Raw genomic sequence first — 25,324 nt, 5'->3', positions numbered from 1 at the left:
ACGTCACAGCCTTGAATATGGTAGGTGCGCTTCGAAGTATCGGTCGACGTCCTCGCGGCCGAAGACCGAGGTGCCCGGGGTCTGCAGCTTCGCCGAAGCCGCGGCGATTCCGTACCGGACCGCCCGGGCCAGCGGCCAGCGGTGCGCCAGTCCGACCGTGATGCCGGCGACAAGCGCGTCACCGGCCCCCACACCACTGACCGCGGTGACCGGAACGGCCGAAAACCGTTCACTGTCAGCTGCTGTCGCCAGCATCGCACCCTGGGAGCCCAGCGATACGACCACCGCGTCGGTGATGCCGGCGGCGATGAGTTCCCGGGCGGCGGCCAGTTGTTCGGCCTCGGTGCGCAGCGGACGGCCGACGCACTCGCGGAGCTCACGAACGCTCGGCTTGAGCAGGTGGACACCGGCGGTGACATGACGAAGCCCGCCGCCGGAGGTGTCGAGGATCAGCAATGCGCCGGTCTGGTTGCAGATCTCGGCCACTCGTTGATAGAAGTCGGACGGAACCCCCGGCGGCAGACTGCCGCTGGCGACGACGTAGGCCGCCGACGCCGCTGCCTGCCGGAGCACCTGCAGGCAGCGTGCCTGCTCATCGGATGTCAGGACCGGCCCGGGTAGCACAAAGCGGTACTGTTTGCCGCTGGCCAACTCGTTGACGGTGAAGCTCTCCCGCGTCGAGCCCGCGATGGCCACCGGGACTCCTGCAACGCCCGCGGCGTCGACGAGGTCGATCACCCGGGACCCGGTCGCCCCGCCGGCGGTGAACACCGCCGAGACCGAGGCCCCGAGTGCGCGAGCGAAGCGCGCCACGTTGACGCCACCCCCGCCGGCATCGTAACGCTCTGCGCGACAACGGATCTTTTCGGTGGGAATGACTTCGTCGGCCTCGGCGGTGACGTCGAGCGCGGTGTTCATCGTCAACGTGACGATCGCCGCGCCGCTCATAGCCCGCTGGGATAGGTCTCGGGCGTCTCGCCGGCCACCCACAGGCTGTCGATCTCGAGCGGTTCGAGCGCGCTGGTCCTGTCGATGTGGATGATCGCGTCGAACTGTTCACCGGGGCGGACGTGATAGTAGTGGCTCTGCCGTTCGGTCGCGGGCAGGTAGATGACGCCGATGGCGCGGCCGAGCCGCACGTCGTCGAGCGGCTGGGCGACAGCTCGGCTGATCATCGCCGACACCAGGAACTCGGGCCGGTCCACTTCGTGGAACAACTCCTCCACGCTGCCGTTGAGCGCCGGCCGGACCACCTTGCGCTCGGCGGCACCACCCCATTCGGAGGCGGCCGTGACGGTGCCCGAGTAGGTGGTGAAGCCGATCAGACGCGCCTGGTCCCCGAATCTCTCCCGCGCCAACTGCCCCAGGGTTAGCTGACCGTCGGCGCCGACCTCGGTCGCCCGTGCATCGCCGACATGAGAATTGTGTGCCCACACCACAATCCGGGCCGGCTCCGGTCCGCCCTGCCGGTCCAGGTGCCGCAGCAGCGCCTCCAGGGTGTCGGCCATATGCCGGTCCCGCAGATTCCAGGAGGTGACCCGACCACCGAACATCGCGCGGTAGTACACCTCGGCATCGCGAACCGTCTGGGCGTTCTGCTGCGCGTAGAACAGCTCGTCCTCGGCGATCATGCCGTCGCGGCGCAGGTATTCCACCGCATTTCGGTGCAGTTCGACGAGCTGTTCGACCGCCTGGCGTTCGCAGGACAACCCGGCGCCGAACGCCGCGGCAAAACCGTAGGCCTGGCCGTCGTCGGCAGAGGTGTGGTCGAAGCAGGCATACCGGTCGCGGGCCCGCTGCGCGGCAGCCGGGTCGACGTTCTCCAGGTATCCGATCACCTCGCGCATCGACCGGTGCAGGCTGTAGAGATCCAATCCGTAGAACCCGGTCTCCCGGCCGCCCTCGGCCCGGCGGTCGGCGTTGGCCGCACGCAGCCAGCCGACGAAATCCCGGACGACGGTGTTGCGCCACATCCACGCCGGGAATCGCTCGAAACCGCTCAATGCCTCCTCGGCCGAACCGTCTGCGCCCAGGCCCCGGACGTAGCGGTTCACCCGGTAGGCATCGGGCCAATCGGCCTCGGCCGCAACCGCGCAGAAGCCCTTCTCCTCGATCAGCCAGCGGGTGATCTCGGCCCGCGCCTCGTAGAACTCCCGGGTGCCGTGCGAGCTCTCACCGATCAGCACGACGCGGGCATCACCGATCAGCTCTTCGAGCGCTTCGCGCGGTGGCACACCCGACGGCGCGTCGACGGCGCAGCGGTCGACCACCTCGGCGGGCGTCTCGGCCAGGCGGATCCGCGCCGTCGCGATACCGACCGTCGGCGTCTCGAGCAGCTCACGCACCTCGTCGTCGCTGACCTGCCGGAAATCCCAGAACGACTCCCCCACCGCGCGGAACGGGGTCGGCATCGACGCACACACCACGTCGTCGACGAGCGCGGCGAACTCCTGACAGGTCGATTCCGGCGCCGCCGGTACCGCGACGACGATCTCAGCCGGTTCCATCTCACGCAGCGCCTGCACCGCGGCCAGCATGCTCGCCCCGGTGGCCAGTCCGTCGTCGACGAGAATCACGGTCTTACCGGCCAATTCGAGCGGTGGACGACCGGCACGGTAGGCCGCTTCCCGCCGCAGCAGTTCGCGTCCCTCCCGCTCGGCCACATCCCTGAGTTGTTGCGGAGACACCCGCAGCGCGCGCACCACATCGTCGTTGACGACAACCCGTCCGCCGCTGGCCAACGCCCCCATCGCGAACTCGTCGTGCCCGGGCGCGCCGAGCTTGCGCACGATGAAGGCATCCAGCGGAGCACCCAGCGCGGCAGCGACCTCCCAGGCCACCGGCACCCCGCCGCGGGCCAGACCGAGGACCACCACCTTCTCTCTGCCCCGGTAAGCGCCGAGCAGGCCGGCCAGCACCTGACCGGCTTCCCGACGATCGCGGAACACTCGTCTGGGCTGACCCCGTAGGGCCCGTCGCGCTGTGGTCATGCAGCGACGGTAGCCACCGGCCATGCCGGAAGCTGTGGCACAAAGTCACTTCCCGCAAGTCTTGGGTCACTTCCCGCAAGTCTTGGGTCACTTCCCGCAAGTCTTGGGTCACTTATTCGGCCAACCGTCGCACGCCGCCGGGCGATCGGGGGCACCATGGCGGCCATGAACGTCGCGGTGATCGACGCCGCAGGCCTGCACAAGCTGGTGTCCGTGCTCAAGGACATGGGTTTTCGTGTGGTGGGCCCCACGGTGTCCGGCAATGCGATCACGCTTGCCGAGCTCGACAGCGCCGACGAGCTGCCGCGGGGCTGGGGGGTCGACGTCGGCCCCGGTCACTACCGGCTCCACCGCCGCGACGACGACGCGGCGTTCAACCATTCGGCGGGACCCCAATCGTGGAAGCAGTTCCTCCACCCGCCACGGCAGCGGGTGTGGACTTCCGACGGCGCACCGGCACCGGATCCGGTGCGCTACGCGTTCCTCGGGGTCCGCGGCTGCGACCTGGCCGCGATCGCGAAGCTCAACGGCGTGCTGGGTGCGACCGCACATCCTGACCGCAGTTTCGCCGACCGCCTCGGCCGGGTCTTCGTGGTCGCGGTGAACTGCACCGAGCCCGGGGCGCTGTGCTTCTGCGCTTCGATGGGAACCGGTCCCGGCGCAGGCCCCGGCTACGACCTGGCCCTGACCGAACGAACCGGCACCGGAGGTCCCCGCTACCTCGTCGACATCGGCAGCGCGGCCGGCACCGAGGTGCTCGAGCGGGTACCCCACCGCGAGGCCGATCGCCCTGAAATCGATTCCGCGCGAAACGATGTCGCCGACGCGGCACAGCACATGGGCCGGCAGATGCCCGTCGGCGATCTACGCGGCCTGCTGGTGGACTCCCGCGAGTCGCCACACTGGGACGAGGTGGCATCGCGGTGTCTGACGTGCGGCAACTGCACCATGGTGTGCCCGACCTGCTTCTGCACCAGCGCCGAGGACGTCACCGATCTGACCGGAACCCACGCCGAGCGGTGGCTGACCTGGGCGTCGTGCTTCGAATTCGACTTCACCTTCGTCCACGAAGGCAGCGTGCGCCAGTCCGGTTCGTCGCGGTACCGGCACTGGCTCACCCACAAGCTCGGGACCTGGCACGACCAGTTCGGCACCTCCGGCTGCGTGGGGTGCGGCCGCTGTATCGCCTGGTGCCCGACCGGAATCGACATCACCGAGGAAATGGCCACGCTGGCCGACCTGGCGGATTCCGGCGATGACTGAGTTCGCCGCACCGAACTCCGCGATGGCGCCGGTGTCCTACCGGGTGGTCGACCGCAGCTGCGAGAACCGCGATTCGGCGACGCTGCGCCTGGCGCCGGTGGACGAGCCCTTGCCCCCGGCCAGACCCGGAGAATTCATGATGATGTACGCGTTCGGGGTCGGCGAGGTCGCCATCTCGGTCAGCGGGGTCCCGGGCGGGGCCGACCCGACCATCACCCACACGGTGCGGGCGGTGGGTGCGGTCAGCCGGGCGCTGCACGACGCGCAGCCCGGTTCGGTCATCGGGCTGCGCGGACCCTTCGGAACCGGCTGGGGGCTGGAGCAGGCCGCGGCCGGAACCGACGTGGTCATCGTCGCCGGCGGAGTGGGACTGGCACCGCTGCGACCGGTCGTGCACGCCGCCCTGGCCGAGCGAGACCGGTTCGGCCGAGTGACGCTGATCGTGGGTGTTCGGTCCCGCGCGGACTTTCTGTACCGCGACGAACTCGACGACTGGGTGGGCGACAAGGCCATCGACGTGCACCTCACCGTCGATGTGCCGGTGCAGGGCTGGCCCGGTGAAACCGGCAACGTGTGCGAACCGCTGCGCCGGCTGGCGGTGCGGCCGGACGCCACGGCGGCGTACCTGTGCGGCCCGGAGGTGATGATGCGCAGCGGCGCGGCCGAATTGCTGAGAAAAGGTCTGCCGGCCAACGCCATCCGGGTCTCCCTCGAACGCAACATGCAGTGCGGTGTCGGCTGGTGCGGGCACTGCCAGCTCGGGCCGCTGCTGCTGTGCCGGGACGGGCCCGTCGTCGGCTACCACGTCGCCGGGCCACTGCTGCAGATCAGGGAGCTGTAGATGGATGTGCCCAGCTTGGCGGTCTGGAAGTTCGCGTCGTGTGACGGGTGCCAGCTCACGCTGCTCGACTGCGAAGACGAATTGCTCACGCTGGCAGGCCGGGTGCGGATCGCCACGTTCCTGGAGGCGTCCAGCACGGTCGTCGCCGGCCCCTACGACGTATCGCTGGTGGAGGGCTCGATCGGCACTGCCGCCGACGCCCGGCGGATCGTGGAAATCCGTTCGCAGTCCAAGATTCTGGTGACCATCGGGGCGTGTGCCACCGGCGGCGGAATCCAGGCGCTGCGCAATCTGGCCGATATCGACGAGTTCACCTCGATCGTCTACGCACAACCCCGCTACATCGACACGCTGGCGACCTCGACCCCGGCTTCGGCACACGTGACGGTGGACTATCAACTGCAGGGCTGTCCGATCGACCGCGGTCAGCTCCTCGAGACCCTTGCGGCCTTGCTGGTGGGCAGAAAACCTCGATTGCCCGCCAAAACCGTGTGCACCGAATGCAAGAACCGCGGCGTCACCTGCGTCGTCGTCGCCGAGGGCACCCCCTGCCTGGGCCCGGTGACCCACGCCGGCTGCGGTGCGCTGTGCCCGTCGCTGTCGCGGGGCTGCTACGGCTGCTTCGGCCCGGCCGCATCACCGAACACCGGGTCACCCAACACCGGGTCACCGAACACCGGGTCACCGAACACCGGGGCCCTGATCCCGCTGCTGCGCCGGGACGGGATGTCGGCAGCCGACGTCGAACGGGTGTTCGCCACGTTCAACGCCACCCGGTTCGCCGAATCCCGCAGCACCGAATCCCGTCACGACGAATCCCGCAACAGCATCGGACGGACCGACAGGTGAACACCGGCAACCGGACCCTCACCGTCGGCGCACTGACCCGGGTGGAAGGTGAAGGCGCACTGCACGTCACCCTGAACGACGGTGTCGTCGAGCACGTCGAGCTCAACATCTACGAGGCCCCACGGTTCTTCGAGGCGTTCCTGCGAGGACGTGCCCACACCGAACCGCCCGACCTCACCGCCCGGGTATGCGGTATCTGTCCGGTTGCCTATCAGGTCAGTGCCTGCAACGCCATCGAGGACGCCTGCGCGGTGACCGTCGACCCCGAGCTGGTGGCGCTGCGCCGGTTGTTGTACTGCGGGGAGTGGATCCACAGTCACGCCCTGCACATCTACCTGCTGCACCTGCCCGACTTCCTCGGTTACCCCGACATCATCGCGATGGCCAAGGACCATGCCGAACTCGTCGAGCGCGGACTGGCCCTCAAGAAGGCGGGCAACCGGGTGATGGAACAGATCGGTGGCCGCGCGATCCACCCGGTCAACGTGCGGCTCGGTGGTTTCTACTCGGTCCCGACCCGCGCCCAGCTCCGGCCGCTGGCCGAGCTGTTGCGCCGCGCCCTCGACGATGCGCTGTCCACCGTGGCGCGCACCGCGCGGCTGGAGTTCCCCGACGCCGAGTTCGATCACGAGTTCCTGGCGTTGACCGCTCCGGACCGTTACCCGATCGAGGGCGGGACCGTGGCGCGCAGTTCGGGGGCGGCGTTCGCGGTCCGGGATTTCGGCGAGCACGTGGTGGAATCGCAGGTGCCGCACTCCACGGCGCTGCACGCCACCCTGGACGGCGCCCGCTACCTGACCGGCCCACTGGCCCGCTACTCGTTGAACTCGGCCCGCCTCTCACCGATCGCGGCACAGGCCGCGACGGCTGCCGGACTCGCGGCGACCTGCCGTAACCCGTTCCGCAGCATCGTTGTTCGCGCGGTGGAGGTGGTGTACGCGATCGAGGAGGCGCTGCGGCTCATCGAAGATTACCGACGACCGTCGCGACCCTACGTCGAGGTGCCGGCACGCGCCGGTGTCGGGCACGGCGCCAGCGAGGCACCCCGTGGTCTGTTGTACCACCGCTACGACATCGGTGACGACGGTCTGATCCGTACGGCGACGATGGTGCCGCCGACGGCCCAGAACCAGGCCGCCATCGAACACGAGATGGCGGTACTGGTCGGCGCCAATCTGGCCCTCGACGACGCCGAGCTGACCGCTCTGTGCGAGAGGTCGATCCGCAACCACGACCCGTGCATCTCGTGCGCCGCCCACTTCCTCACCGTGAAGGTCGAAAATCGTTGACCGTCCTGGTGATCGGCATCGGCAACCCGTTCCGCTGCGACGACGGCATCGGCCCGGCGGTCGCCACCGAGCTCGAGCGGGCGTCCCTCGACGGGGTGCGGGTGCTGACGTCGACCGGTGACCCGGCCGAGCTTCTCACCGCCTGGACCGGAGTCGACGTGGCGATCATCGTCGACGCCGGGGTCGGCGCACACCTGATCCCGGGCCGGATTCGGCGGTGGCGGCCCGGCGCCGGCCCGGCGCCGGCCGCGGTGAGCTCACACACCCTCGACCTACCGGCCACCTGTGCGCTGGGGGAGGCGCTCGGGCGCATGCCGCGCCGTCTCGTCGTCCTCACCGTCGACGCGGCCGAGGTCGGGTTCGGCGCGACCCTCAGTCCCGCCGTGGCCGCCGTCGTACCTGCGGTGGTCGCAGCGGTGTGCACCGAGATCGGGCGACACCGCACCACAGCGACGCCACTCTCCGGAGAGCGGTGGAAGTGATTCCGCCGCAGGGACCAACGGCTTGCGATCGAGGACCAAAGACCCCTCAGCGCGCCCACCGGCTGTCATAGCCTCAGCGTGACAAGGCGGCATCCGCGACCTTGCCCCCTCCGGATGTGGGAGACACGATGTCACAGTCCGTTATGCCCGCGCCTGCAGAACCCCGACGCGCCGGCCCCCGACCGGGTCTGGGTCTGGCCGCGCTGACCGCGATCGTGGTCGGATCGATGATTGGCAGCGGGATCTTCGCGTTGCCGTCGCAGATGGCGGCCAGTGCGGCACCCGGCCCCCTGTTGATCGGCTGGCTGGTCACCGGTGTCGGCATGCTGATGCTGGCCTTCGTGTTCCAGACCCTGGCCACCCGCAAGCCCGACGTCGACGGTGGCGTATATGGTTACGCCCGAGCAGGATTCGGCAACTACATCGGGTTCACCTCGGCGTTCGGATACTGGATGTCGGCCTGGGTGGGCAACGTCGCCTACCTGGTGCTGCTGTTCTCCACCCTGGGCTACTTCTTCCCGGGCTTCGAAGGCGGCGCGACGGTGCCCGCGATCATCGGCGCCTCGGTCGTGTTGTGGATCGTGCACGCGCTGACATTGCGGGGTGTGCAGACCGCCGCGTTGGTCAACGTCGTGGTGACCATCGCCAAGGTGGTCCCGATCGTCGTGTTCATCGCCCTGGCGGCCGTCGGCTTCAAAGCCGGTCTGTTCACCGCCGACTTCTGGGGCCGCACCACCCAGATCGACGGTGTTCCGCTCGGGGACACCATGACCCAGGTCAAGAACATGATGCTGGTGACGGTGTGGGTGTTCATCGGCATCGAGGGAGCCGCGGTCTACTCCCAGCGTGCCGCCCGACGCTCCGACGTCGGACGCGCCACGGTGCTGGGGTTCGCGGCGGTACTGGCGCTGCTGCTGATGGTGAACCTGCTGTCCTACGGTCTGATGGCCCAGGCCGAGTTGGCCGGGGTGCCCGATCCGTCGATGGCCGGGCTGCTGGAGAACGAGGTCGGCAGCTGGGGCGCGGCGTTCATCTCGATCGGCCTGGTCATCTCGCTGCTGGGCGCCCTGATCGCCTGGGTGCTGCTGTGCGTCGAGATCCTGCGACTGCCCGCGTTGGAGAATGTGCTGCCCAAGGCGCTGGCCAAGGAGAACGCGCACGGCGCGCCCGCCACCGCGCTGTGGTTGACCAACCTGTGCGTGCAGGCGCTGCTGTTGTGGACGCTGGCCAACGCGAGCACCTACACCAACCTGATCTACCTGGCGACCTCCCTGATCCTGCTGCCCTACCTGTGGTCGGCGGCCTACCAGGTGCTGCTGGCGGTGCGCGGTGAGACCTACGAGACCGGTCCGGGCCGGACCCGCGACCTGCTGATCGGTGTGGTGGCCCTGGCCTACGCGGTGTGGCTGCTCTACGCCGGTGGCTGGGAGTACCTGTTGATCGCTGCGGTGTTCTATCTGGTCGGCACGGCGCTGTATGTGTGGGCCCGCCGGGAGAGCAGGCTGCCGGTGTTCTCCAAGGGTGAACTGGTGGTGGTCGGGGTGGTTGCGGTGACGTCGGTCGTCGCGATCGGGCTGTTGGCCACCGGGAACCTGGTGGTGCTGTGATGCCCGGATCCCGGGTCGGTGTGTGGTCGGAGACCGGCAAGCTGCGGCGGGTCATGGTGTGTGCCCCCGGCCTGGCCCACCAGCGCCTGACCCCGCAGAACTGCGGCGAGCTGTTGTTCGACGATGTCATCTGGCTTCAGCAGGCTCGCCGCGACCATTTCGACTTCGTCGCGAAGATGGAAGACCACGGGGTCGAGGTCCTGGAACTGCAGGATCTGCTCGCCGAGGTGGTGGCCATCCCGCAGGCCCGGGCCTGGGTGCTGGACCGCAAGGTCACCGACGACCAGGTGGGACTGGGATTGCGGCACGAGATCCGGGCCTGGCTGGCCGAACTGCCCGCGGATCGGTTGGCGGAGTTGCTGATCGGCGGGGTCTCCTACCAGGACGTGCCCGAGGACGTCGGGGGCGGTTTCCTGGCGGCACTGCGCGAACTCGACCCCGCGGGGTTCGTCCTGCGTCCCTTGCCCAACACCCAGTTCATGCGGGACAACTCGTCGTGGATCTTCGGCGGTGTGACGTTGAATCCGATGTACTGGCCGGCCCGCCGTCAGGAGACGCTGCTCACCACGGCGGTCTACACATTTCACCCCGCCTTCGCCGACGAGAAGTTCGACATCTGGCTCGGAGATGCCGAAGGCGCTGCGCTCGACCATGGTTCGGCCACGCTGGAGGGCGGCGACGTGATGCCGGTCGGCAGGGGTGTGGTGGTCATCGGCATGGGTGAGCGGTCCTCGCACCAGGCGATCACCAAGGTGGCGCGCAACCTTTTCGCAGCCGGCGCGGCCGAGCGGGTGATCGTCGCGAGCCTGCCCAAGAGCCGCGCGGCGATGCACCTCGACACCGTGTTCACGTTCTGCGACTACGATCTCGTCACCGCGTACGCCCCGATCGTCGACGGGATCGTGCCGTTCAGCCTGCGCCCCGACGACCGGGCCCCGTCCGGCCTGGACATCCGGCGCGAACCGAAGGCGCTGATCCCCACGATCGGTGACGCGCTCGGGGTGACCTTCCGCGTCGTCACCACCGCCGGCGACGTCTACGGCGTGCAGCGGGAGCAGTGGGACGACGGCAACAACGTCGTCGCGCTCGAACCCGGCCTGGTGATCGGCTACGACCGCAACATCCTGACCAACACCGCGCTGCGCAAGGCCGGTGTCGAGGTGGTCACCATCGACGCCAGCGAGCTGGGTCGCGGACGCGGCGGCGGCCGCTGCATGACCTGCCCGATCCTGCGGGACCCGATCTACACCTGAGGAGTGCACAGCTCGTGGCGTTCAACAACCGAAACCGCAGTCTGCTCAGTCTCATTCATCACACCGACCGCGATCTGCACTATCTGCTCGACCTGTCGCGTGATCTCAAGAGGGCCAAGTACTCGGGCCTGGGCCGGCAGAGCCTGGCGGGCAAGAACATCGCGTTGATCTTCGAGAAGACCTCGACCAGAACGCGCTGCGCGTTCGAGGTGGCCGCCCACGACGAGGGTGCCCACGTCACCTACATCGATCCGGCGTCCTCGCAGATCGGACACAAGGAGTCGATGAAGGACACCGCCCGGGTGCTGGGCCGCATGTACGACGCCATCGAATACCGCGGCGCCAGCCAGAAGACGGTCGAGGAGCTCGCCGAATACGCCGGGGTGCCGGTCTTCAACGGGCTCACCGACGAATTCCACCCCACCCAGATGCTCGCCGATGTGCTGACCATGACCGAGCACTGCCCGAAACCGTTGACCGACATCGCGTTCGCGTTCGTCGGCGACGGCCGCAACAACGTCGCCAACTCGCTACTGCTGGTCGCGGCGAAACTCGGGATGGATGTGCGTATCGGCGCGCCCCCGGACCTGTGGCCGCACGAGGATCACGTGTCGATGTGCGAGGAGTTCGCCACCACCTCCGGGGCACGCATCCTGATCACCGACGACCCGGCCAAGGCGGTACACGGGGTGGACTTCATCTACACCGACGTGTGGGTCTCGATGGGCGAGCCGGTGCAGACGTGGGGCGAGCGCATCGACGAACTGCTGCCGTTCCAGGTCAACACGAATCTGATGGCCGCCGCCGGCAACCCGAGAGTGAAGTTCCTGCATTGCCTTCCGGCCTTCCACAACTGTGAGACCAAGGTCGGTGCGACCATCGCCGCGCAGTATCCCGCTCTCGCCGGCGGGATCGAGGTGACCGACGAGGTGTTCGAGAGCCCGGCCAACATCGCCTTCGAGCAGGCCGAGAACCGGATGCACACGATCAAGGCCGTCCTCGTGTCGGCGCTGTCCTGACCCGATGCGGATCGTCATCGCCCTGGGCGGCAACGCGATTCTGCGCCGTGGTCAGCCGCTGACCGCCGAGAACCAGCGTGTCAACATCCGGTCGGCGGCGCGTTCCCTCGCCACCGTCGCCGACGGCAACCAGCTCGTCATCGCCCACGGTAACGGCCCACAGGTGGGCCTGTTGGCGCTGCAGGCGGCGGCCTACCACGACGTGGCCCGCGAGGTGGCCCCGTACCCGCTGGATGTCCTCGGGGCTCAGACCGAGGCGATGATCGGCTACGTCATCGAACAGGAGCTGGGCAACGTGCTACCGGCCGAACAGCCGCTGGCCACGGTGCTGACCATGATCGAGGTCGACGCCGACGACCCCGCCTTCGACCATCCCACCAAACCGATCGGGCCGGTCTACGACGAGCAGACCGCGCGGCAGCTGCAACAGGCCAGCGGGTGGACGTTCGCACCCGACGGCGAATACTTCCGGCGGGTGATCGCCAGCCCGCAACCCCGGCGCATCTTCGAGATCGGCCCGATCCGGACGCTGGTCGAGCACGGCGTCACCGTCATCTGTGCCGGCGGCGGCGGGATCCCGACCGTTTACGACGGCACCGGCCAGCTCCACGGCGTCGAGGCGGTGATCGACAAGGACCTGGCCTCGGCGCTGCTGGCCGAGCAACTGCACGCCGACATGCTCGTGATCGCCACCGACGTCGACGGGGTCTACACCGGCTGGGGCACCGCCGAGAAGACCCTGCTTTCTCAGATCACCCCGGACGAACTGCAGGCCATGGAGTTCGCTGCCGGGTCGATGGGGCCCAAGGTGCAGGCCGCCTGTCGCTTCGTGCGCAACACCGGCAACGTGGCCGCAATCGGCGCCCTGACCGATATCGCGCGCATCGTCGCCGGTGCCGCCGGAACCCGCGTCGCCGCTGAGTGACGCCGCTGAGTGACGCCGCTCGATGTCCCTCGGACGCATGCCGGCGCCGGATGACTGCGCCACCGAATCGGCGCCTCACTGAACGAATTCGACGGTCGACCCGGCGGACAACGTCCTGGTGTCACCGCGGCATTCGACGATCACCGGTGACGCGTCACCGGGCTCGGCGCTGAGCGTGGCGCTGCGCCCAACCACGCTGATCCGCAGCCGGTGCCCGCGGTAGCGGAACGTGAACGTCAACCTACCCAGGGTGGTGGGCCACAGCGGCCCCACCACGATGCGGTCCCGGCGCAGTTCCAGACCGGTGAAACACCGTTGCAGCAGATCGACACTACCCGCCATCGCCGCCAGATGGATCCCCTCGGCCGTCGTGCCGTGCTGGATGTCGACCACGTCGGAGGCCATCACCTGCCGGAAATAGTGCATCGCCTGACGACGGTCGCCACGCGCGAGCACCCAGGAATGCACCACAGCGCTCAGCGTCGAGCCGTGTGAGGTGCGCTTCTGGTAGTAGTCGATGGTGGCCGGGATCTGCTCCGGACCGAACGGGTAACCGAGCCGGTCGAACAACTCGTAGAGTTCGTCGGCCGACAGCAGGTAGAACAACATCAGGCTGTCCGCCTGTTTGGCGGCCTGGTAGTTGTTGACGCTGTCCCCCTCGGCTTCCAGGATGCGATCGAGGCGCTGCAGATCGTCGTAGCGCTGCCGGTAGCCGTCCCAGTCCAGCTCCTGGAGAGCTTCATAGCCCTCGAACTGGCTGATCACCCCGGCGTGAAACGGGACGAACATCCGGCGGCTGACATCCTCCCAGCGCTCCAGATCGTCGTCGCCGATGCCGAGCGATTCCAGCAGCGCCAACCGGTAGGACAACGGGAGCCGCTCCAGCGCTTCCAGCGCGCGCACGATGACCCACACCGCCATCACGTTGGTGTAGGCGTTGTTGTCGACACCGTCATAATCGCGACCCGGATAACCGGAGTGGAATTCATCGGGCCCGATCACGCCGCGGATCACGTAGCGGTCGCGGTCGGGGTCGAATGTGGCTGCGCTGACCCAGAACCGGGCGATGTCGGCCAACATCTCGGCGCCGTAGTCGATCAGGAAACCGAAGTCGCCGGTGACCTGGAAGTGCTGCCACACGTTGTAGGCGATCGCCAATCCGACGTGGTGGGCACGCGCGCTGGCGTCGGGATTCCACCGCCCGGAACGCGGGTTCAGGTGCAGGCGCTGGCTCTCCTCACGTCCGTCACTGCCGGACTGCCACGGGAACATCGCGCCCCGGTAACCGGCCTGTAGCGCGGCGCGGCGGGCTTCGGGCAGCCGCCGGTAGCGGTACAGCAGCAGCGAACGGGTCACCTTGGGCAACCGCATGTTCATCACCGGGAACACGAACAGCTCGTCCCAGAACACATGTCCCCGGTAGGCCTCGCCGTGCAGCCCCCGGGCCGGCACCCCGACGTCGAGGTCGGCGGTGTGCGGCGACAGCGTCTGTAGTAGATGCAACTGGTGCAAACGCACCAGCCGCAGCAGGTCGGGCTCCTGACCGATATCGACGTTGAAGCGCTCCCACAGATGAGCCCATGCCAGCCGATGCCACCACTCCAGATCGTCATAGCCACCGGCGGTGGCCAGTTCGCGCTCGGCGGCCACCACCGGTCCGGAGATACCGTGGTCGCGACTGGTGAACACCGCGGCCACCTTTTCCAGGGTGACATCGTCACCTGCGCACAGATCGACGGCGATGAGGTGGCCGATGCTGCGGTCCTCGCCCACGACACGGTAGTCGGGTTCCGGCACGGCCGAGATCGTGCTGCGCACCGCGATCGCCACCCGGATCTCCGATTCGACCGTCCGCGCCTCCAGCAGCACCGAATCGGCCGACAGTTCCCGCATGCTCTCGACCGCCAGATGCTGTGACGCGAGCTCCAGGTATCGCTGCACCCCGTGGTTCTGCACGCCGCCGTCGACGACGGACCGGAATTCCAGCCGGCCCGACCAGTTCTCGGCATACACGGTGGTCGTCATGGCCGCCACGTGCGGGCGGTGCATCGCGACCAGCCGGCGCTGCCGTACCCGGGTGATCCGTCCGGCCTCGTCGGACACCACGAACTCCCGGGTCAGGGTGCCCCGGCGCAGATCCACCGTCGCCACATAGGATCTGACGTCGGCGGCGTCGATGTCGAACCACGAGCCGTCGTCGATGCGGAACGTGACGGGCAACCAGTTGGGCAGGTTCACCAGGCTCTCGTTGTCGATCGTGACACCCGAGACCTGATCGGTGAGACGGTTGTACACCCCGGCCACATAGGTCGCCGGGTAGTGGAATCGGGATTCGCAGCACTCCGGCGCGGCCCCCCGGACGGCCAGGTAGCCGTTGCCCAGCGTGCACAGCGCCTCGCGGAGTCGTTCGTCCTCGGGCAGGTAGCCGCCGAACGTGAGGGTCCACGGATCGTTGGCTGTGTCCTGCTCGACGGCAAGCTGCTCGGACAACCGGGTCAGGAACCGGCAGACCGCCTCGGGGTTCTCCAGGGCGAACCGCGCCGCAGAGCGCCGGTCGCCGGACTCGGGATTGCGGACCACCACACCGATCCCCTTGTGCCGGACCGCCTCGAAACCGTCCTCATCGGTGAGGTCGTCGCCGATGTAGATGGGCAGCAGCAGCTCGGTGCCGTCGATCCGGCCGAGGATCCAGTCGACCGTCCCGCCCTTACCCCAGTCGACGTCGGGCCGCAGCTCGATCACCTTTCGCCCGGGCGCGGCCCGCAACCCATTGCGCTGCGCGGTGATCCGCACCGCGGCGACCACGTCGTCGACGCGGTCGGCGGCGACGTGACGATAATGCACGGCGACAGAGAAGCGTTTGTCCTCGATCAGCACGCCGACGACTCCGTCGAGCCGGGCCTGCAGTTCGGACAATGCACCGGCGAGCGCCCGGACCGCGTCGAGTCCGGCTTCGTTCTCGTGGTGCACACCGTCCGGTGACACCAGCTCGAAGCCGTGGCTGCCCGCGTACCAGATGCCCGGCACCCCGACCCGGGCCTGCAGGTCGGCCAGGCCCCGCCCACTGATCACCGCGACCGGGCACCGGGTCGCGAGCCCGGCCAGAACTGTCCTGACGCCGGGAAGCAACGCCGCCGCAGCCGGGTCGCCGACGATGTCGGACAGCGTGCCGTCGAAGTCCAAAAGCACTGCAGGCCTGCGGGTCTCAACCAACGGCGCGATCTCGCTGTAGGACCGCAGCGCGTCGGCCATGGTGGAGATGCGCCGGTAGCTGTCCCGCACGGTGATCGCCACCAGATCCGACACCACCGCGTCGGCACCGCAGTGCCGCAGATCGTCGGCGTAGCCGGCCCGATCCAGCCCGATCACCAGGGCGAAACCAGCGTCGCGGGCCGCCGTGATGCCCGCCGGCTCACCGTCGACGAACACGCACCGTGCCGGCGCCACCGCGAGCTGCCCGGCCGTCGCGTGCAGCACCTCCGGGTCGGGTTTTCCCTCGACGGCGGCGACGGCGATCTCGACGGCCTGAAGTTGACGCACCAGATCCGCGCTCACGCCCGCCCCCGGTCCCAGGATCACCGCGTCGTGGTAGCGCGGATCGATGAACACCGGCAGCACCATTGCTGTCTTCTCCTCTACTCCCCGTCTCGACCGACTTCATCGCAGCGCGCCCGGTGCGGCACCGGGAAGGGCCCGAAGTCCCTGGCTCACCGACCAGGGACCTCCGGCCCTATGGATCGGGGACTTTCGGCATCCGGCCCGCGGTCCTCGGACGCTACGCAACGGCGGTGGACGAGCGCAGGCTGTGCCCATGACAGCAGGAACTGCGGACTCCCACATCCGCGACATCTCCACCCTGACCATCCGTGATGCCGAAGAAGCCGGCGGCAAGGGCGCGAACCTGGGCGAACTCGTCGCTGCCAAGCTGCCGGTGCCACCGGGGTTCGTGCTGCTGCGGTCCTGCTATCTGGACTCCATGCGCCACGGCGGGGTGGACACCGAACTGGCTGCGCTGCACCGCGAAGCGCTCGACAGTGTCGCCGACAACAGCAAGCTGACCGAGTTGTGCGGCCGGATGCAGGGTCTGGTGCACAAGGCCGGGATGGGCGACGCGATCCGGCGACTGACGTTGCCCGCCTACCACGCGCTGGGACCGGATGCGGTGGTCGCGGTGCGTTCCTCGGCGACCGGAGAGGACGGCGCCGACGCGTCGTTCGCCGGGATGAACGCGACCATCACCAATGTCTGCGGGGACGACGCCCTCGTCGATGCCGTGATCCGATGCTGGATGTCGCTGTTCAGTCCGCGGGTGGTCACCTACCGGGCCAGCCGGGGGTTCTTCGGCGCACCCGCCATGGCCGTCGTGGTCCAGCAGATGGTCGCCTCCGACAAGGCCGGGGTGGCGTTCACCGCCGACCCGAGCACCGGCGCTCGGGACCGGGTCGTGATCGAGGCCGCATACGGACTGGGCGAAGTCGTGGTGTCGGGCGAGGTCGAGCCCGACACCTACATCGTGTCCAAGGAGACGCTGCAACCGCTCGACATCAGGTTGGGCCGCAAGAACTTCAAGATCGTCCGCGGACCGGACGGACATGACGCGACCGTGCACCTCGACGACGCGCAAGCCGAATCGCGGGTGCTCGCCGACGACGAGCTGCGCGCCATCGCCCAGCTGGCCATCGCCATGGAGAAGCACAGCGGTTGCCCGCAGGACACCGAATGGGCGATCTCCGCGGGCCGCACCATCCTGGTGCAGGCCCGCCCGATCACCACGCTGGGCCACACCGCACCGCCGACCACCGCCGAACGCTCGACGGCCACCGAGCACGTGGTGCTGGCCCGCGGGCTGGCCGCGGCCCCGGGTATCGCGACGGGTCAGGTCCGCGTCCTGGCCACGCCGGACGAAGGCCAACGCCTACAGGCCGGGGAGATCCTGGTCGCCCAGATGACCAACCCCGACTGGCTGCCGACGATCCGCCGCGCAGCCGCGCTGGTCACCGATACCGGTGGGATGACGTGTCACGCGGCAATCGTGGCGCGGGAGTTGGGCGTTCCGTGCATCGTCGGCGCACGCACCGCCACCCGGGATCTGCACGACGGCACCACGGTGACCGTGGACGGGGCCCGCGGCGAGGTGGTCTCGGGGCGCGTCGAGCCGGCGGTGGTGTCGGTGTCCGACCGCTCGGCGCCCGCCGCTCCGGCCGCCGAGGTCACGGCGACCAGACTCTATGTCAACCTGGCCATGCCCGAACACGCCGAAGCCGTTGCCGCCCAGCCGGTTGACGGTGTCGGACTGCTGCGCGCCGAGTTCATGCTGACCGAGGCCCTGGGCGGCAGGCATCCGCGGGACCTCATCGCACGCGGCGAGCAGGAGACCCTGATCACCAAGATGGTCTCCTCGGTCGGGCGCATCGCCGCGGCGTTCGCGCCCCGCCCGGTGGTCTACCGGGCCACCGACTTCCGCAGCAACGAGTTCCGCGGACTCATCGGCGGCGACATCTACGAACCCGTCGAGCACAACCCGATGATCGGGTACCGCGGCTGCTACCGGTACATCAAAGAACCCGACCTGTTCGCGCTGGAGCTGGAAGCGTTGGCGCGGATCCGGGAGTCCTCGCCGAATGTCGCACTGATGATCCCGTTCGTGCGCACCGGCTGGGAGCTCGAAGAGTGCCTGACCCTCGTCGATGCCAGCGCGCTGGGCCGCCAGCGCGGGCTGCACCGGTGGGTGATGGCCGAGGTCCCCTCCGTCGTGCACTGGCTGCCGCAGTACATCGGGATGGGTATCGACGGGGTGTCCATCGGCAGCAACGACCTGACCCAGCTGGTGCTCGGGGTGGACCGCGACTCCGATGTCTGCGCGGAGCTGTTCGACGAGTCCGATCCGGCCGTACTGCACGCCATCCGCCGGATCATCGACACCGCCAACAAATTCGGGATCACCTCGTCGTTGTGCGGGCAGGCGCCGTCGACGAATCCGGCGTTCGCCGAACACCTGGTGCGACTGGGCATCACCTCGGTATCGGTGAATCCCGACGCGGTCGACGCCACCCGGCGCGTGATCGCCGCCGCCGAACGACGGGTGATGCTCGAAGCCGCCCGATGACGGCGGCACCGGCGACGGCGGTCGCCGATCGCGCCCGCATCTCGAACCTCTCGGTCACCGATGCGCTGGCGCTGCTGGGCACCTCCGCCGACGGTCTGTCCAGCGCGGAGGCGGCGGCGCGGCTGACCGCCGCCGGCCCCAACGTGGTCCGCACGCACGCGGTCAGCGCCGCCGCCGTGCTGCGCCGTCAGCTCTCCAACGCGGTGCTCACACTGCTCGCGGTGACCGCGCTGCTGTCCTTCTTCCTCGGCGACGACACCCAGGCGGTCATCATCGGGGTCATCCTCATCGTCAGCGTCGGACTCGGCTTCGTCAACGAGTACCGCGCCGAGAAGGCCTCGGCCGCACTGCACACCACCGTGCGTCACACCGCGGTGGTGCGCCGGGACGGACGCTTCCAACGGTGTGATGTCAGCACCCTGGTCCCCGGCGACGTGATCCGGTTGCAGATCGGTGAGCTGGTCCCCGCCGACGTCCGCCTCGTCGACGTCACCGGACTGGAATGCAACGAGAGCATTCTCACCGGCGAGTCGACCACGACGGAGAAGTCCAGCGACCCCGGTCCGGCCGACAGCACCCTCGGCGACACCCGCAACGTGGCCTACATGGGGACCGTGGTGAGCGCCGGCGAGGGTGTCGCGGTGGTGTTCGCCACCGGAGCCAAGGCCGAATTCGGGCGCATCGCAGTGGGTCTGGGCGAGCGCCAGCCCGAGACCACATTCCAGATCGGTCTGCGGCGCTTCTCGTACCTACTGCTGCGGGTGGCACTGACCCTCACCGTGATCATCGTCATCACCAACCTGCTGCTCGGCCGACCGCCCATCGACGCGGCCCTGTTCGGGCTCGCCATCGCCGTCGGAATCACACCGCAACTGCTGCCGGCGATCGTCAGCACCAGCCTGGCCACCGGATCACGGCGGCTCGCCGGGCTCAAGGTGCTGGTCAAGCGGTTGGTGTGCATCGAGGACCTCGGTGACATCGATATTCTCATCACCGACAAGACCGGCACGCTGACCGACGGCCGCGTCGTCTTCCTCGACGCCGTCACACCGGCCGGCACCGGATCCGACCAGGTGTTGCGGTATGGACTGATGGCCACCGACCTGGACCCGGCCGCGGCAGGGGTCAGCGCCAACGACCTCGACGCCGCGCTGTGGGCGGGCCGCGATCCACTCGACGGGGTGACACGGGTGGCGTTGCTGCCCTTCGACCACGATCGGCGCGCCAGCTCGGCACTGATCGACGACCGCGGGTCACGGATCCTGGTGGTCAAGGGCGCACCCGAGCAGCTGTTGGCCCGGTGCGCCGACGCCGGACCGCAGGCACAGCGCACCCTGGCGGCGCTGTTCGCCGACGGCAGAAGGGTTGTCGCGGTGGCCACCCGCCCCGCCGATGACCTCGACGTGCTCACCCCCGACGACGAATGCGAGCTGGACCTGCGGGGGTTCCTGATCTTCGCCGACACCCCGAAGGCCGCCGCCCGGGAGTCGCTGGCCCGACTGGCCGCCCTCGAGATCGAGGTGAAGATCGCCACCGGCGACAACCCGCAGGTTGCCGAAAAAGTCTGCACCGAACTCGGTTTGACATCCAAGGGCACGTTGACCGGTGCCGAGCTGGACCGCCTCGATGACAGCGAGCTGGCGGTGGTCGCCCGCGACCACACCATCTTCGCGCGCATCTCCCCCACCCAGAAGGCCCGCATCGTCTCGGCGCTGCGTCGCACCGGACGTTCCGTGGGTTTCCTCGGCGACGGTGTCAACGACGCGCTCGCGCTGCACGCCGCCGACGTGGGGATATCTGTCGACACCGCAACCGATGTCGCCAAGGACGCCGCGGATGTGGTGTTGTTGGAGAAGGACCTCGGCGTGCTGGCCACGGGCGTCGCCGAGGGACGGCGCATCTTCGCCAACACCGTCAAATACGTGCTGATGGGCACCTCGAGCAACTTCGGCAACATGTTCAGTGCCGCGGCGGCGTCCGCGGTGCTCCCGTTCCTGCCGATGTTGCCGAGCCAGATCCTGTTGAACAATCTGCTCTACGACTGCTCGCAACTGGCGATCCCGGCCGACCGGGTGGACGAGGACCAGCTCCGTGCGCCCGCGCACTGGGACATCGCCTTCATCCGGCGGTTCATGCTCACGTTCGGACCGGTGAGTTCGCTGTTCGATTTCCTCACCTTCGGGCTCATGCTCGGTGTCCTGCAGGCCGGACCGACCGAGTTCCGGACCGGGTGGTTCGTGGAATCCCTTGCCACCCAGACACTGATCATCTTCGCCATCCGCACCAAACGAGTCCCGTTCTTTCGCAGCCGGCCCGCCGGTGCGCTGGTGGTGGCGACCGGCGCATCGATCACCGTCGGCATCGCCCTGACCATCTCACCGCTGGCCGGTCAGCTGGGATTCACTCCGCTGCCGTGGCAGTTCTTCGCCGCGCTGGCCGCACTGGCGCTCGGCTATCTGGTACTGGTGGATGTCACCAAGTCGATGTTCTACGGTCCGTCCTTTGCCGCAGAACCCTCCCGGGCCGTCGAGCGAACACACCGCACCCGTGGTCATGCGCACCGGGTGCATCGGCGCGCCGCCCGGTTCAGCCGGATGACCAATGGCCCTAGGGCGCAGCGTCGGCACTCAATACTTTCTCATCAGGGCGTTTGAACGGAGGACACCATGGCAACCGAGAACTCGTCCCCGCCGGTGGTCGCCGGCATCGACGGTTCGCCGACCGCGATGCGGGCCGTGTTGTGGGCCGTCGACGAAGCGGTCTGGCGGGACACCTCGGTGCAGTTGATCTACGCGACGAAACCCGGCGACCGCAGCGCACCCGACTACGCCGAGGATGTGCGCCGCGGCCACGACTGTCTGCGTGAGGCACGGACCGCGATCGAGGCCACCGGCAAGCGGGTGCACGTCGAGACCTCGGTGGTGGACGGCCCGGCCGCGCTCGCACTGGTGTCGGCATCGAAGCACGCCCAGATGGTCTGTGTGGGGTCCCTCGGCATCGGCCGGTACGCCAGGTCCCTTCTCGGTTCGACGGCCGCCGAGGTCGCGGAGAAGGCCCACTGCCCGGTGGCGGTCATCCGCCCCGATCTGCACGGCAGCGATCAGGGTTTCAGCTGGATCGTGGTCGCGGTCACCGACCGTCCGGAGAACGGCGCCGTCGTCGAGCACGCGCTGCAGGAGGCGCGGCTGCGCCGGGCCCCGGTGTTGGCACTCGGCGACGGCCAGGTGGCGGGGTCGACCGAGGCACTCGAGCAGCAGATCCGGCCCTGGCACGAGCGTTATCCCGAGGTCCGCGTCTATCCGATCGCCAATCGCGCCGATGTCGCGCACTTCCTCAAGAAGCACGACGAGCCCGTCCTGCTGGCCGTCATCGGCAGCACCGACGCCGACGAGGTCGCGCAGATCGTCGGACACGGTCACTCGGTGCTTCGGCACGGCGCCACCTCGGCGCTCGTGGTGCGGTCCTGAGCGCGTCCAGCAAGCCAAGGAGGCACACATGTCGAAATCCTCAAACGAACTCGGAATCCTCGTCGGTGTCGACGGTTCACCCGAGTCGCACGCCGCGGTGCGCTGGGCCGCGGCCGAAGCCGTGCTCCGCCAGAGCCCGGTCACGTTGCTGCATGTGGTGTCCCCGATCGTGGTCACCTGGCCGATCGAGGCGGTCGTGGCCAGTTTCTACGAGTGGCAGGAAGACAATGCCCGCCGGGTGATCAAACAGGCCGAGGAGACGCTGGCCGCCACCCTGGCAGGATCGGCACCGCCACCGGTGAACGTCGACGTGCGCCACGACGGTGTGGTGCCCGAGTTCACCGACGCATCCGACCATGCCGAATTGCTGGTGATCGGTAGCCGCGGACTGGGTCCGGTCGGCGGCGCGGTGCTGGGCTCGGTGAGCCGCGCACTGCTGCACCATGCGCGCTGCCCGGTGGTGATCACCAAAGAGGGCGGGGTGTCGCGCACCGACGAGAAACTGCCGATCCTGCTCGGTGTCGACGGATCGCCGGCGTCCGAGCAGGCGACGGCGTTCGCCTTCGACGAGGCCTCGCGCCGCGGGGTCGATCTGGTGGCGCTGCACGCCTGGAGCGATGTCGCGGTGTTCCCGATCCTCGGGATGGACTGGCACCAGTACGAGCAGCAGGGTCACGAGATCCTCGCCGAGCGCCTGGCCGGGTGGCAGGAGCGCTACCCCGATGTCGCTATCCGTCGCCGGATCGTCTGCGACAGGCCGGCCCGCTGGCTGATCGACGAGTCCAAGCAGGCGCAGTTGGTGGTGGTCGGCAGCCGCGGCCGCGGCGGTATCACCAGCATGCTGCTGGGCTCGGTCAGTACCTCGGTCGCCGAATCGGCGCTGGCACCGGTCGCCGTGGTACGAGGCTGACGGTGCCGGTCCCCCGGTGGCGTCCCGCCCCGGAACCGGTGTTGGTGGCGCTCACGGTCGGCGCACTGACCGCCGGTGGCGTCGCATGGCTGCTCGGCGCGCCACAGATCGCCGACTATTGCTGGGCCGCAGGCACTTTCGTCGCGATCGTGCCCGCGGCGCTGTGGGTTCTGCTGGCCCTGCGCTCCGGCCGGCTCGGGGTCGACCTCATCGCGGTGCTGTCGCTGGTGGGCACCCTGTTGGTCGGGGAGTACCTGGCGGGCGCGCTGATCGCGGTGATGCTCGCAGGGGGACGCGCCCTCGACGCCGCAGCCACCCGCCGCGCTTCCCGCGATCTCACCGCGCTGCTGGAGCGGGCGCCGAAATCGGCGCGTCGCCGCAGCGGCGATCAGATCGCCGTGGTGCCGCTCGCCGAGGTGGCTCCCGGCGACGTGCTGGTCGTCGCACCCGGCGACGTGGTGCCCGTGGACGGCCGGGTGGTCGCCTCGGTCGCGGTGCTCGACGAATCGGCGCTCACCGGTGAATCGGTCCTGGTGGATCGTGGCGTCGGGGTGCCGGTGCGCAGCGGTGTGGTCAATGCCGGTGGCGTGTTCGAGCTGGCCGCGACCGCCACGGCCGAAGACAGCACCTACGCCGGAATCGTGCGGCTGGCTCGGCAGGCCGGCGCCGAAAGCGCACCCGTGGTGCGCCTGGCCGACCGCTACGCGGCCTACTTTCTGCCGCTGGCGCTGGTGCTGGCCGGCGCTGCGTGGCTGTTGAGCGGCTCGCCGGTACGCGCGGTGGCGGTGCTGGTGGTGGCCACGCCTTGTCCCCTGTTGCTGGCCGCACCGGTGGCGATCGTGTCGGGTCTGTCCCGGGCCTCGCGGGCCGGGGTGGTGATCCGCAGCGGAGCCGCGCTGGAAAACCTCGGCCACGCAACGACTCTGGTGATGGACAAGACGGGAACACTCACCATGGGGCAGCCCAAGGTCGTCGACGTCGTCGCCGCACCCGGCACCGACCCGGCCGAAGTTCTGCGTCTGGCGGCATCGGCGGATCAGGTGTCGCCCCACGTGCTCGCCGAAGCGATCGTCGCCGAGGCTCGGGCACGCGACGTGCAGCTGTCGCTGCCCACCGAGGCCACCGAGGTGCCCGGTCGCGGCGTCAGCGCCGTCCTGGACGGGCAGCGGGTCACCGTCGGCAAACTCGACGACACCGCCGCCACATCGCCGTGGGCACAGCGCGCCGTGAACCGGGCCCGACTGGACAGCGCGGCGCTGGCCTGGGTGTGCGTCGATGCCGGTCCGATCGGGGCGGTGCTGCTGCGTGATCCACTACGCCGCCAGGCGCCGAGGACGATGCGCCGCTTGCGCACAGCCGGTTTCACCCGCCTGGTGATGCTCACCGGCGACCGGGCCGAGCCGGCGAGTGAAGTCGCCACGGTGCTGGGCCTCGACGAGGTGTACGCCCAGCAGACACCCGCCGACAAGGTCGCCGCCGTGCACGTCGAGCGTGAGCGTGCAGTCACCGTGATGGTCGGTGACGGCATCAACGACGCGCCGGCGCTGGCTGCGGCCACGGTCGGGGTCGCGATGGGAGCGCGGGGCGCCACCGCGTCGTCGGAGGCCGCCGACGTGGTGCTCACCACCGATCGTCTCGACCGGCTCGCCGACGCGATGGACATCGCCCGCTGGTCACGGCGCATCGCGGTGCAGAGCGCAACGGTCGGCATGGCCCTGTCACTGCTGGCGATGGCGGCCGCCGCGCTGGGGTGGCTGCCGCCCGCGGCGGGGGCTCTGCTGCAGGAGGCCATCGACGTGGCGGTGATCGTCAACGCCTTGCGCGCGCTGCGGGGCGATCCGCAGACCAGGGTCGAGCTCGCTGCCGGCACCGAGACCATGCTGCGCGGATTCTCCGCCGAGCACGACGAGCTGCGTGACTCACTCGGTCAGATCCGGGACAGCGCCGACCGCCTGGTGCAGGGGCCCGACGCCGCCGCGCTGCGCTCGGTGATCCGGTCCTACACGCTGCTCACCGAGCGGATACTGCCCCACGAGCGGGCCGAGGAGACCCGGCTTTACCCGGCGCTGGCCGCTCCGCTGCACAGCAGGGAGGCGACCGCCACCATGAGCAGGACCCACGCGGAGATCCAACGGCTCGCCGACCGCATCGGCACCCATGTGCAGCTGGCCGAGAGCGCCGGAAGTATCCAGGCCTATCAGGTCGACGATCTGCTGGCCTGTCTCTACGGGCTGTATGCGCTGCTGCGCCTGCATTTCGTGCAGGAAGAGGAGAACTACTTCACGCTGGCGCCCAACGACAGCGACGCGTGAGCCAGACCTCA

Annotated in this window: 17 protein-coding genes; 14 read left to right on the top strand and 3 right to left on the bottom strand. The window is 69.0% G+C overall.

Annotated features, from left to right (window positions below):
• Positions 1-3 precede the first annotated feature (3 nt).
• Positions 4-948, bottom strand: coding sequence for a 1-phosphofructokinase family hexose kinase (locus ACNUDN_RS05915; RefSeq protein ID WP_419121087.1), 945 nt, complete (start codon positions 946-948; stop codon positions 4-6).
• Positions 945-2,990: an erythromycin esterase family protein gene (locus tag ACNUDN_RS05910; protein ID WP_431959511.1), complete on the bottom strand. Its 2,046-nt coding sequence runs from the start codon at positions 2,988-2,990 to the stop codon at positions 945-947. Before ACNUDN_RS05910 ends, ACNUDN_RS05915 begins: the two co-directional genes overlap by 4 nt.
• Positions 2,991-3,155: 165 nt before the next feature.
• On the opposite strand from ACNUDN_RS05910, the gene ACNUDN_RS05905 reads away from it, so the two are divergent.
• From ACNUDN_RS05905 to arcC, 9 genes are all read left to right on the top strand, one after another.
• On the top strand, positions 3,156-4,253 hold the full coding sequence (locus ACNUDN_RS05905; RefSeq protein WP_419121086.1) for a 4Fe-4S dicluster domain-containing protein: 1,098 nt from the start codon (positions 3,156-3,158) through the stop codon (positions 4,251-4,253).
• Positions 4,246-5,094, top strand: a complete 849-nt coding sequence (locus ACNUDN_RS05900; RefSeq protein WP_419121085.1) for an FAD/NAD(P)-binding protein — start codon at positions 4,246-4,248, stop codon at positions 5,092-5,094. Before ACNUDN_RS05905 ends, ACNUDN_RS05900 begins: the two co-directional genes overlap by 8 nt.
• On the top strand, positions 5,095-5,943 hold the full coding sequence (locus ACNUDN_RS05895) for an NADH-quinone oxidoreductase subunit B family protein (RefSeq protein ID WP_419121084.1): 849 nt from the start codon (positions 5,095-5,097) through the stop codon (positions 5,941-5,943).
• A complete protein-coding gene (locus tag ACNUDN_RS05890; RefSeq protein WP_419121083.1) occupies positions 5,940-7,232 on the top strand; it encodes a Ni/Fe hydrogenase subunit alpha in 1,293 nt (430 codons plus the stop codon). Before ACNUDN_RS05895 ends, ACNUDN_RS05890 begins: the two co-directional genes overlap by 4 nt.
• The gene (locus tag ACNUDN_RS05885; protein WP_419121082.1) at positions 7,229-7,714 is read left to right on the top strand and encodes a hydrogenase maturation protease; all 486 of its coding nucleotides are present in this window, start codon (positions 7,229-7,231) and stop codon (positions 7,712-7,714) included. Before ACNUDN_RS05890 ends, ACNUDN_RS05885 begins: the two co-directional genes overlap by 4 nt.
• A 128-nt stretch (positions 7,715-7,842) precedes the next feature.
• Entirely contained in the window at positions 7,843-9,321 is a 1,479-nt protein-coding gene (gene arcD, locus ACNUDN_RS05880) for an arginine-ornithine antiporter (protein ID WP_419121081.1), read from the top strand.
• Entirely contained in the window at positions 9,321-10,574 is a 1,254-nt protein-coding gene (locus ACNUDN_RS05875) for an arginine deiminase (RefSeq protein WP_419121080.1), read from the top strand. Before arcD ends, ACNUDN_RS05875 begins: the two co-directional genes overlap by 1 nt.
• A 14-nt stretch (positions 10,575-10,588) precedes the next feature.
• Complete coding sequence (locus ACNUDN_RS05870; protein ID WP_419121079.1) at positions 10,589-11,593, top strand: ornithine carbamoyltransferase; 1,005 nt, start codon at positions 10,589-10,591, stop codon at positions 11,591-11,593.
• Between the two features lie 4 nt (positions 11,594-11,597).
• On the top strand, positions 11,598-12,518 hold the full coding sequence (gene arcC, locus ACNUDN_RS05865) for a carbamate kinase (RefSeq protein ID WP_419121078.1): 921 nt from the start codon (positions 11,598-11,600) through the stop codon (positions 12,516-12,518).
• Between the two features lie 75 nt (positions 12,519-12,593).
• Here arcC and otsB read toward each other — a convergent pair whose 3' ends face one another.
• Complete coding sequence (gene otsB, locus ACNUDN_RS05860; protein WP_419121077.1) at positions 12,594-16,139, bottom strand: trehalose-phosphatase; 3,546 nt, start codon at positions 16,137-16,139, stop codon at positions 12,594-12,596.
• 190 nt (positions 16,140-16,329) lie between these two features.
• On the opposite strand from otsB, the gene ppsA reads away from it, so the two are divergent.
• The 5 genes from ppsA to ACNUDN_RS05835 are packed head-to-tail and all read left to right on the top strand — an operon-like array spanning position 16,330 to position 25,313.
• Positions 16,330-18,624 carry a phosphoenolpyruvate synthase gene (gene ppsA, locus ACNUDN_RS05855; protein WP_419121076.1) on the top strand — a complete coding sequence of 765 codons (2,295 nt, stop codon included), beginning with the start codon at positions 16,330-16,332 and terminating at the stop codon, positions 18,622-18,624.
• Entirely contained in the window at positions 18,621-21,278 is a 2,658-nt protein-coding gene (mgtA, locus tag ACNUDN_RS05850) for a magnesium-translocating P-type ATPase (protein WP_419121075.1), read from the top strand. Before ppsA ends, mgtA begins: the two co-directional genes overlap by 4 nt.
• A 12-nt stretch (positions 21,279-21,290) precedes the next feature.
• Entirely contained in the window at positions 21,291-22,091 is an 801-nt protein-coding gene (locus ACNUDN_RS05845; protein WP_419121074.1) for a universal stress protein, read from the top strand.
• Between the two features lie 28 nt (positions 22,092-22,119).
• Complete coding sequence (locus tag ACNUDN_RS05840) at positions 22,120-23,001, top strand: universal stress protein (RefSeq protein WP_419121073.1); 882 nt, start codon at positions 22,120-22,122, stop codon at positions 22,999-23,001.
• 2 nt (positions 23,002-23,003) lie between these two features.
• Positions 23,004-25,313 (top strand): heavy metal translocating P-type ATPase, encoded by a 2,310-nt coding sequence (locus ACNUDN_RS05835; protein ID WP_419121072.1) that lies wholly within the window; start codon positions 23,004-23,006, stop codon positions 25,311-25,313.
• The last annotated feature ends 11 nt before the right edge of the window (positions 25,314-25,324 follow it).

It is taken from the genome of Mycobacterium sp. smrl_JER01 (genome assembly GCF_048513595.2).
Classification (GTDB): domain Bacteria; phylum Actinomycetota; class Actinomycetes; order Mycobacteriales; family Mycobacteriaceae; genus Mycobacterium.
Note: the sequence above shows the minus strand (reverse complement) of the source record. Positions and strands in the feature narration are given on the sequence as shown.

Excerpts from the sequence above, each read along its gene's own strand:
- ACNUDN_RS05915 (WP_419121087.1), bottom strand. The coding sequence starts at position 948 with ATGAGCGGCGCGGCGATCGTCACGTTGACGATGAACACCGCGCTCGAC.
- ACNUDN_RS05910 (WP_431959511.1), bottom strand. The coding sequence starts at position 2,990 with ATGACCACAGCGCGACGGGCCCTACGGGGTCAGCCCAGACGAGTGTTC.
- ACNUDN_RS05905 (WP_419121086.1), top strand. The coding sequence starts at position 3,156 with ATGAACGTCGCGGTGATCGACGCCGCAGGCCTGCACAAGCTGGTGTCC.
- ACNUDN_RS05900 (WP_419121085.1), top strand. The coding sequence starts at position 4,246 with ATGACTGAGTTCGCCGCACCGAACTCCGCGATGGCGCCGGTGTCCTAC.
- ACNUDN_RS05895 (WP_419121084.1), top strand. The coding sequence starts at position 5,095 with ATGGATGTGCCCAGCTTGGCGGTCTGGAAGTTCGCGTCGTGTGACGGG.
- arcD (WP_419121081.1), top strand. The coding sequence starts at position 7,843 with ATGTCACAGTCCGTTATGCCCGCGCCTGCAGAACCCCGACGCGCCGGC.
- ACNUDN_RS05875 (WP_419121080.1), top strand. The coding sequence starts at position 9,321 with ATGCCCGGATCCCGGGTCGGTGTGTGGTCGGAGACCGGCAAGCTGCGG.
- arcC (WP_419121078.1), top strand. The coding sequence starts at position 11,598 with ATGCGGATCGTCATCGCCCTGGGCGGCAACGCGATTCTGCGCCGTGGT.
- otsB (WP_419121077.1), bottom strand. The coding sequence starts at position 16,139 with ATGGTGCTGCCGGTGTTCATCGATCCGCGCTACCACGACGCGGTGATC.
- ppsA (WP_419121076.1), top strand. The coding sequence starts at position 16,330 with ATGACAGCAGGAACTGCGGACTCCCACATCCGCGACATCTCCACCCTG.
- mgtA (WP_419121075.1), top strand. The coding sequence starts at position 18,621 with ATGACGGCGGCACCGGCGACGGCGGTCGCCGATCGCGCCCGCATCTCG.
- ACNUDN_RS05845 (WP_419121074.1), top strand. The coding sequence starts at position 21,291 with ATGGCAACCGAGAACTCGTCCCCGCCGGTGGTCGCCGGCATCGACGGT.
- ACNUDN_RS05840 (WP_419121073.1), top strand. The coding sequence starts at position 22,120 with ATGTCGAAATCCTCAAACGAACTCGGAATCCTCGTCGGTGTCGACGGT.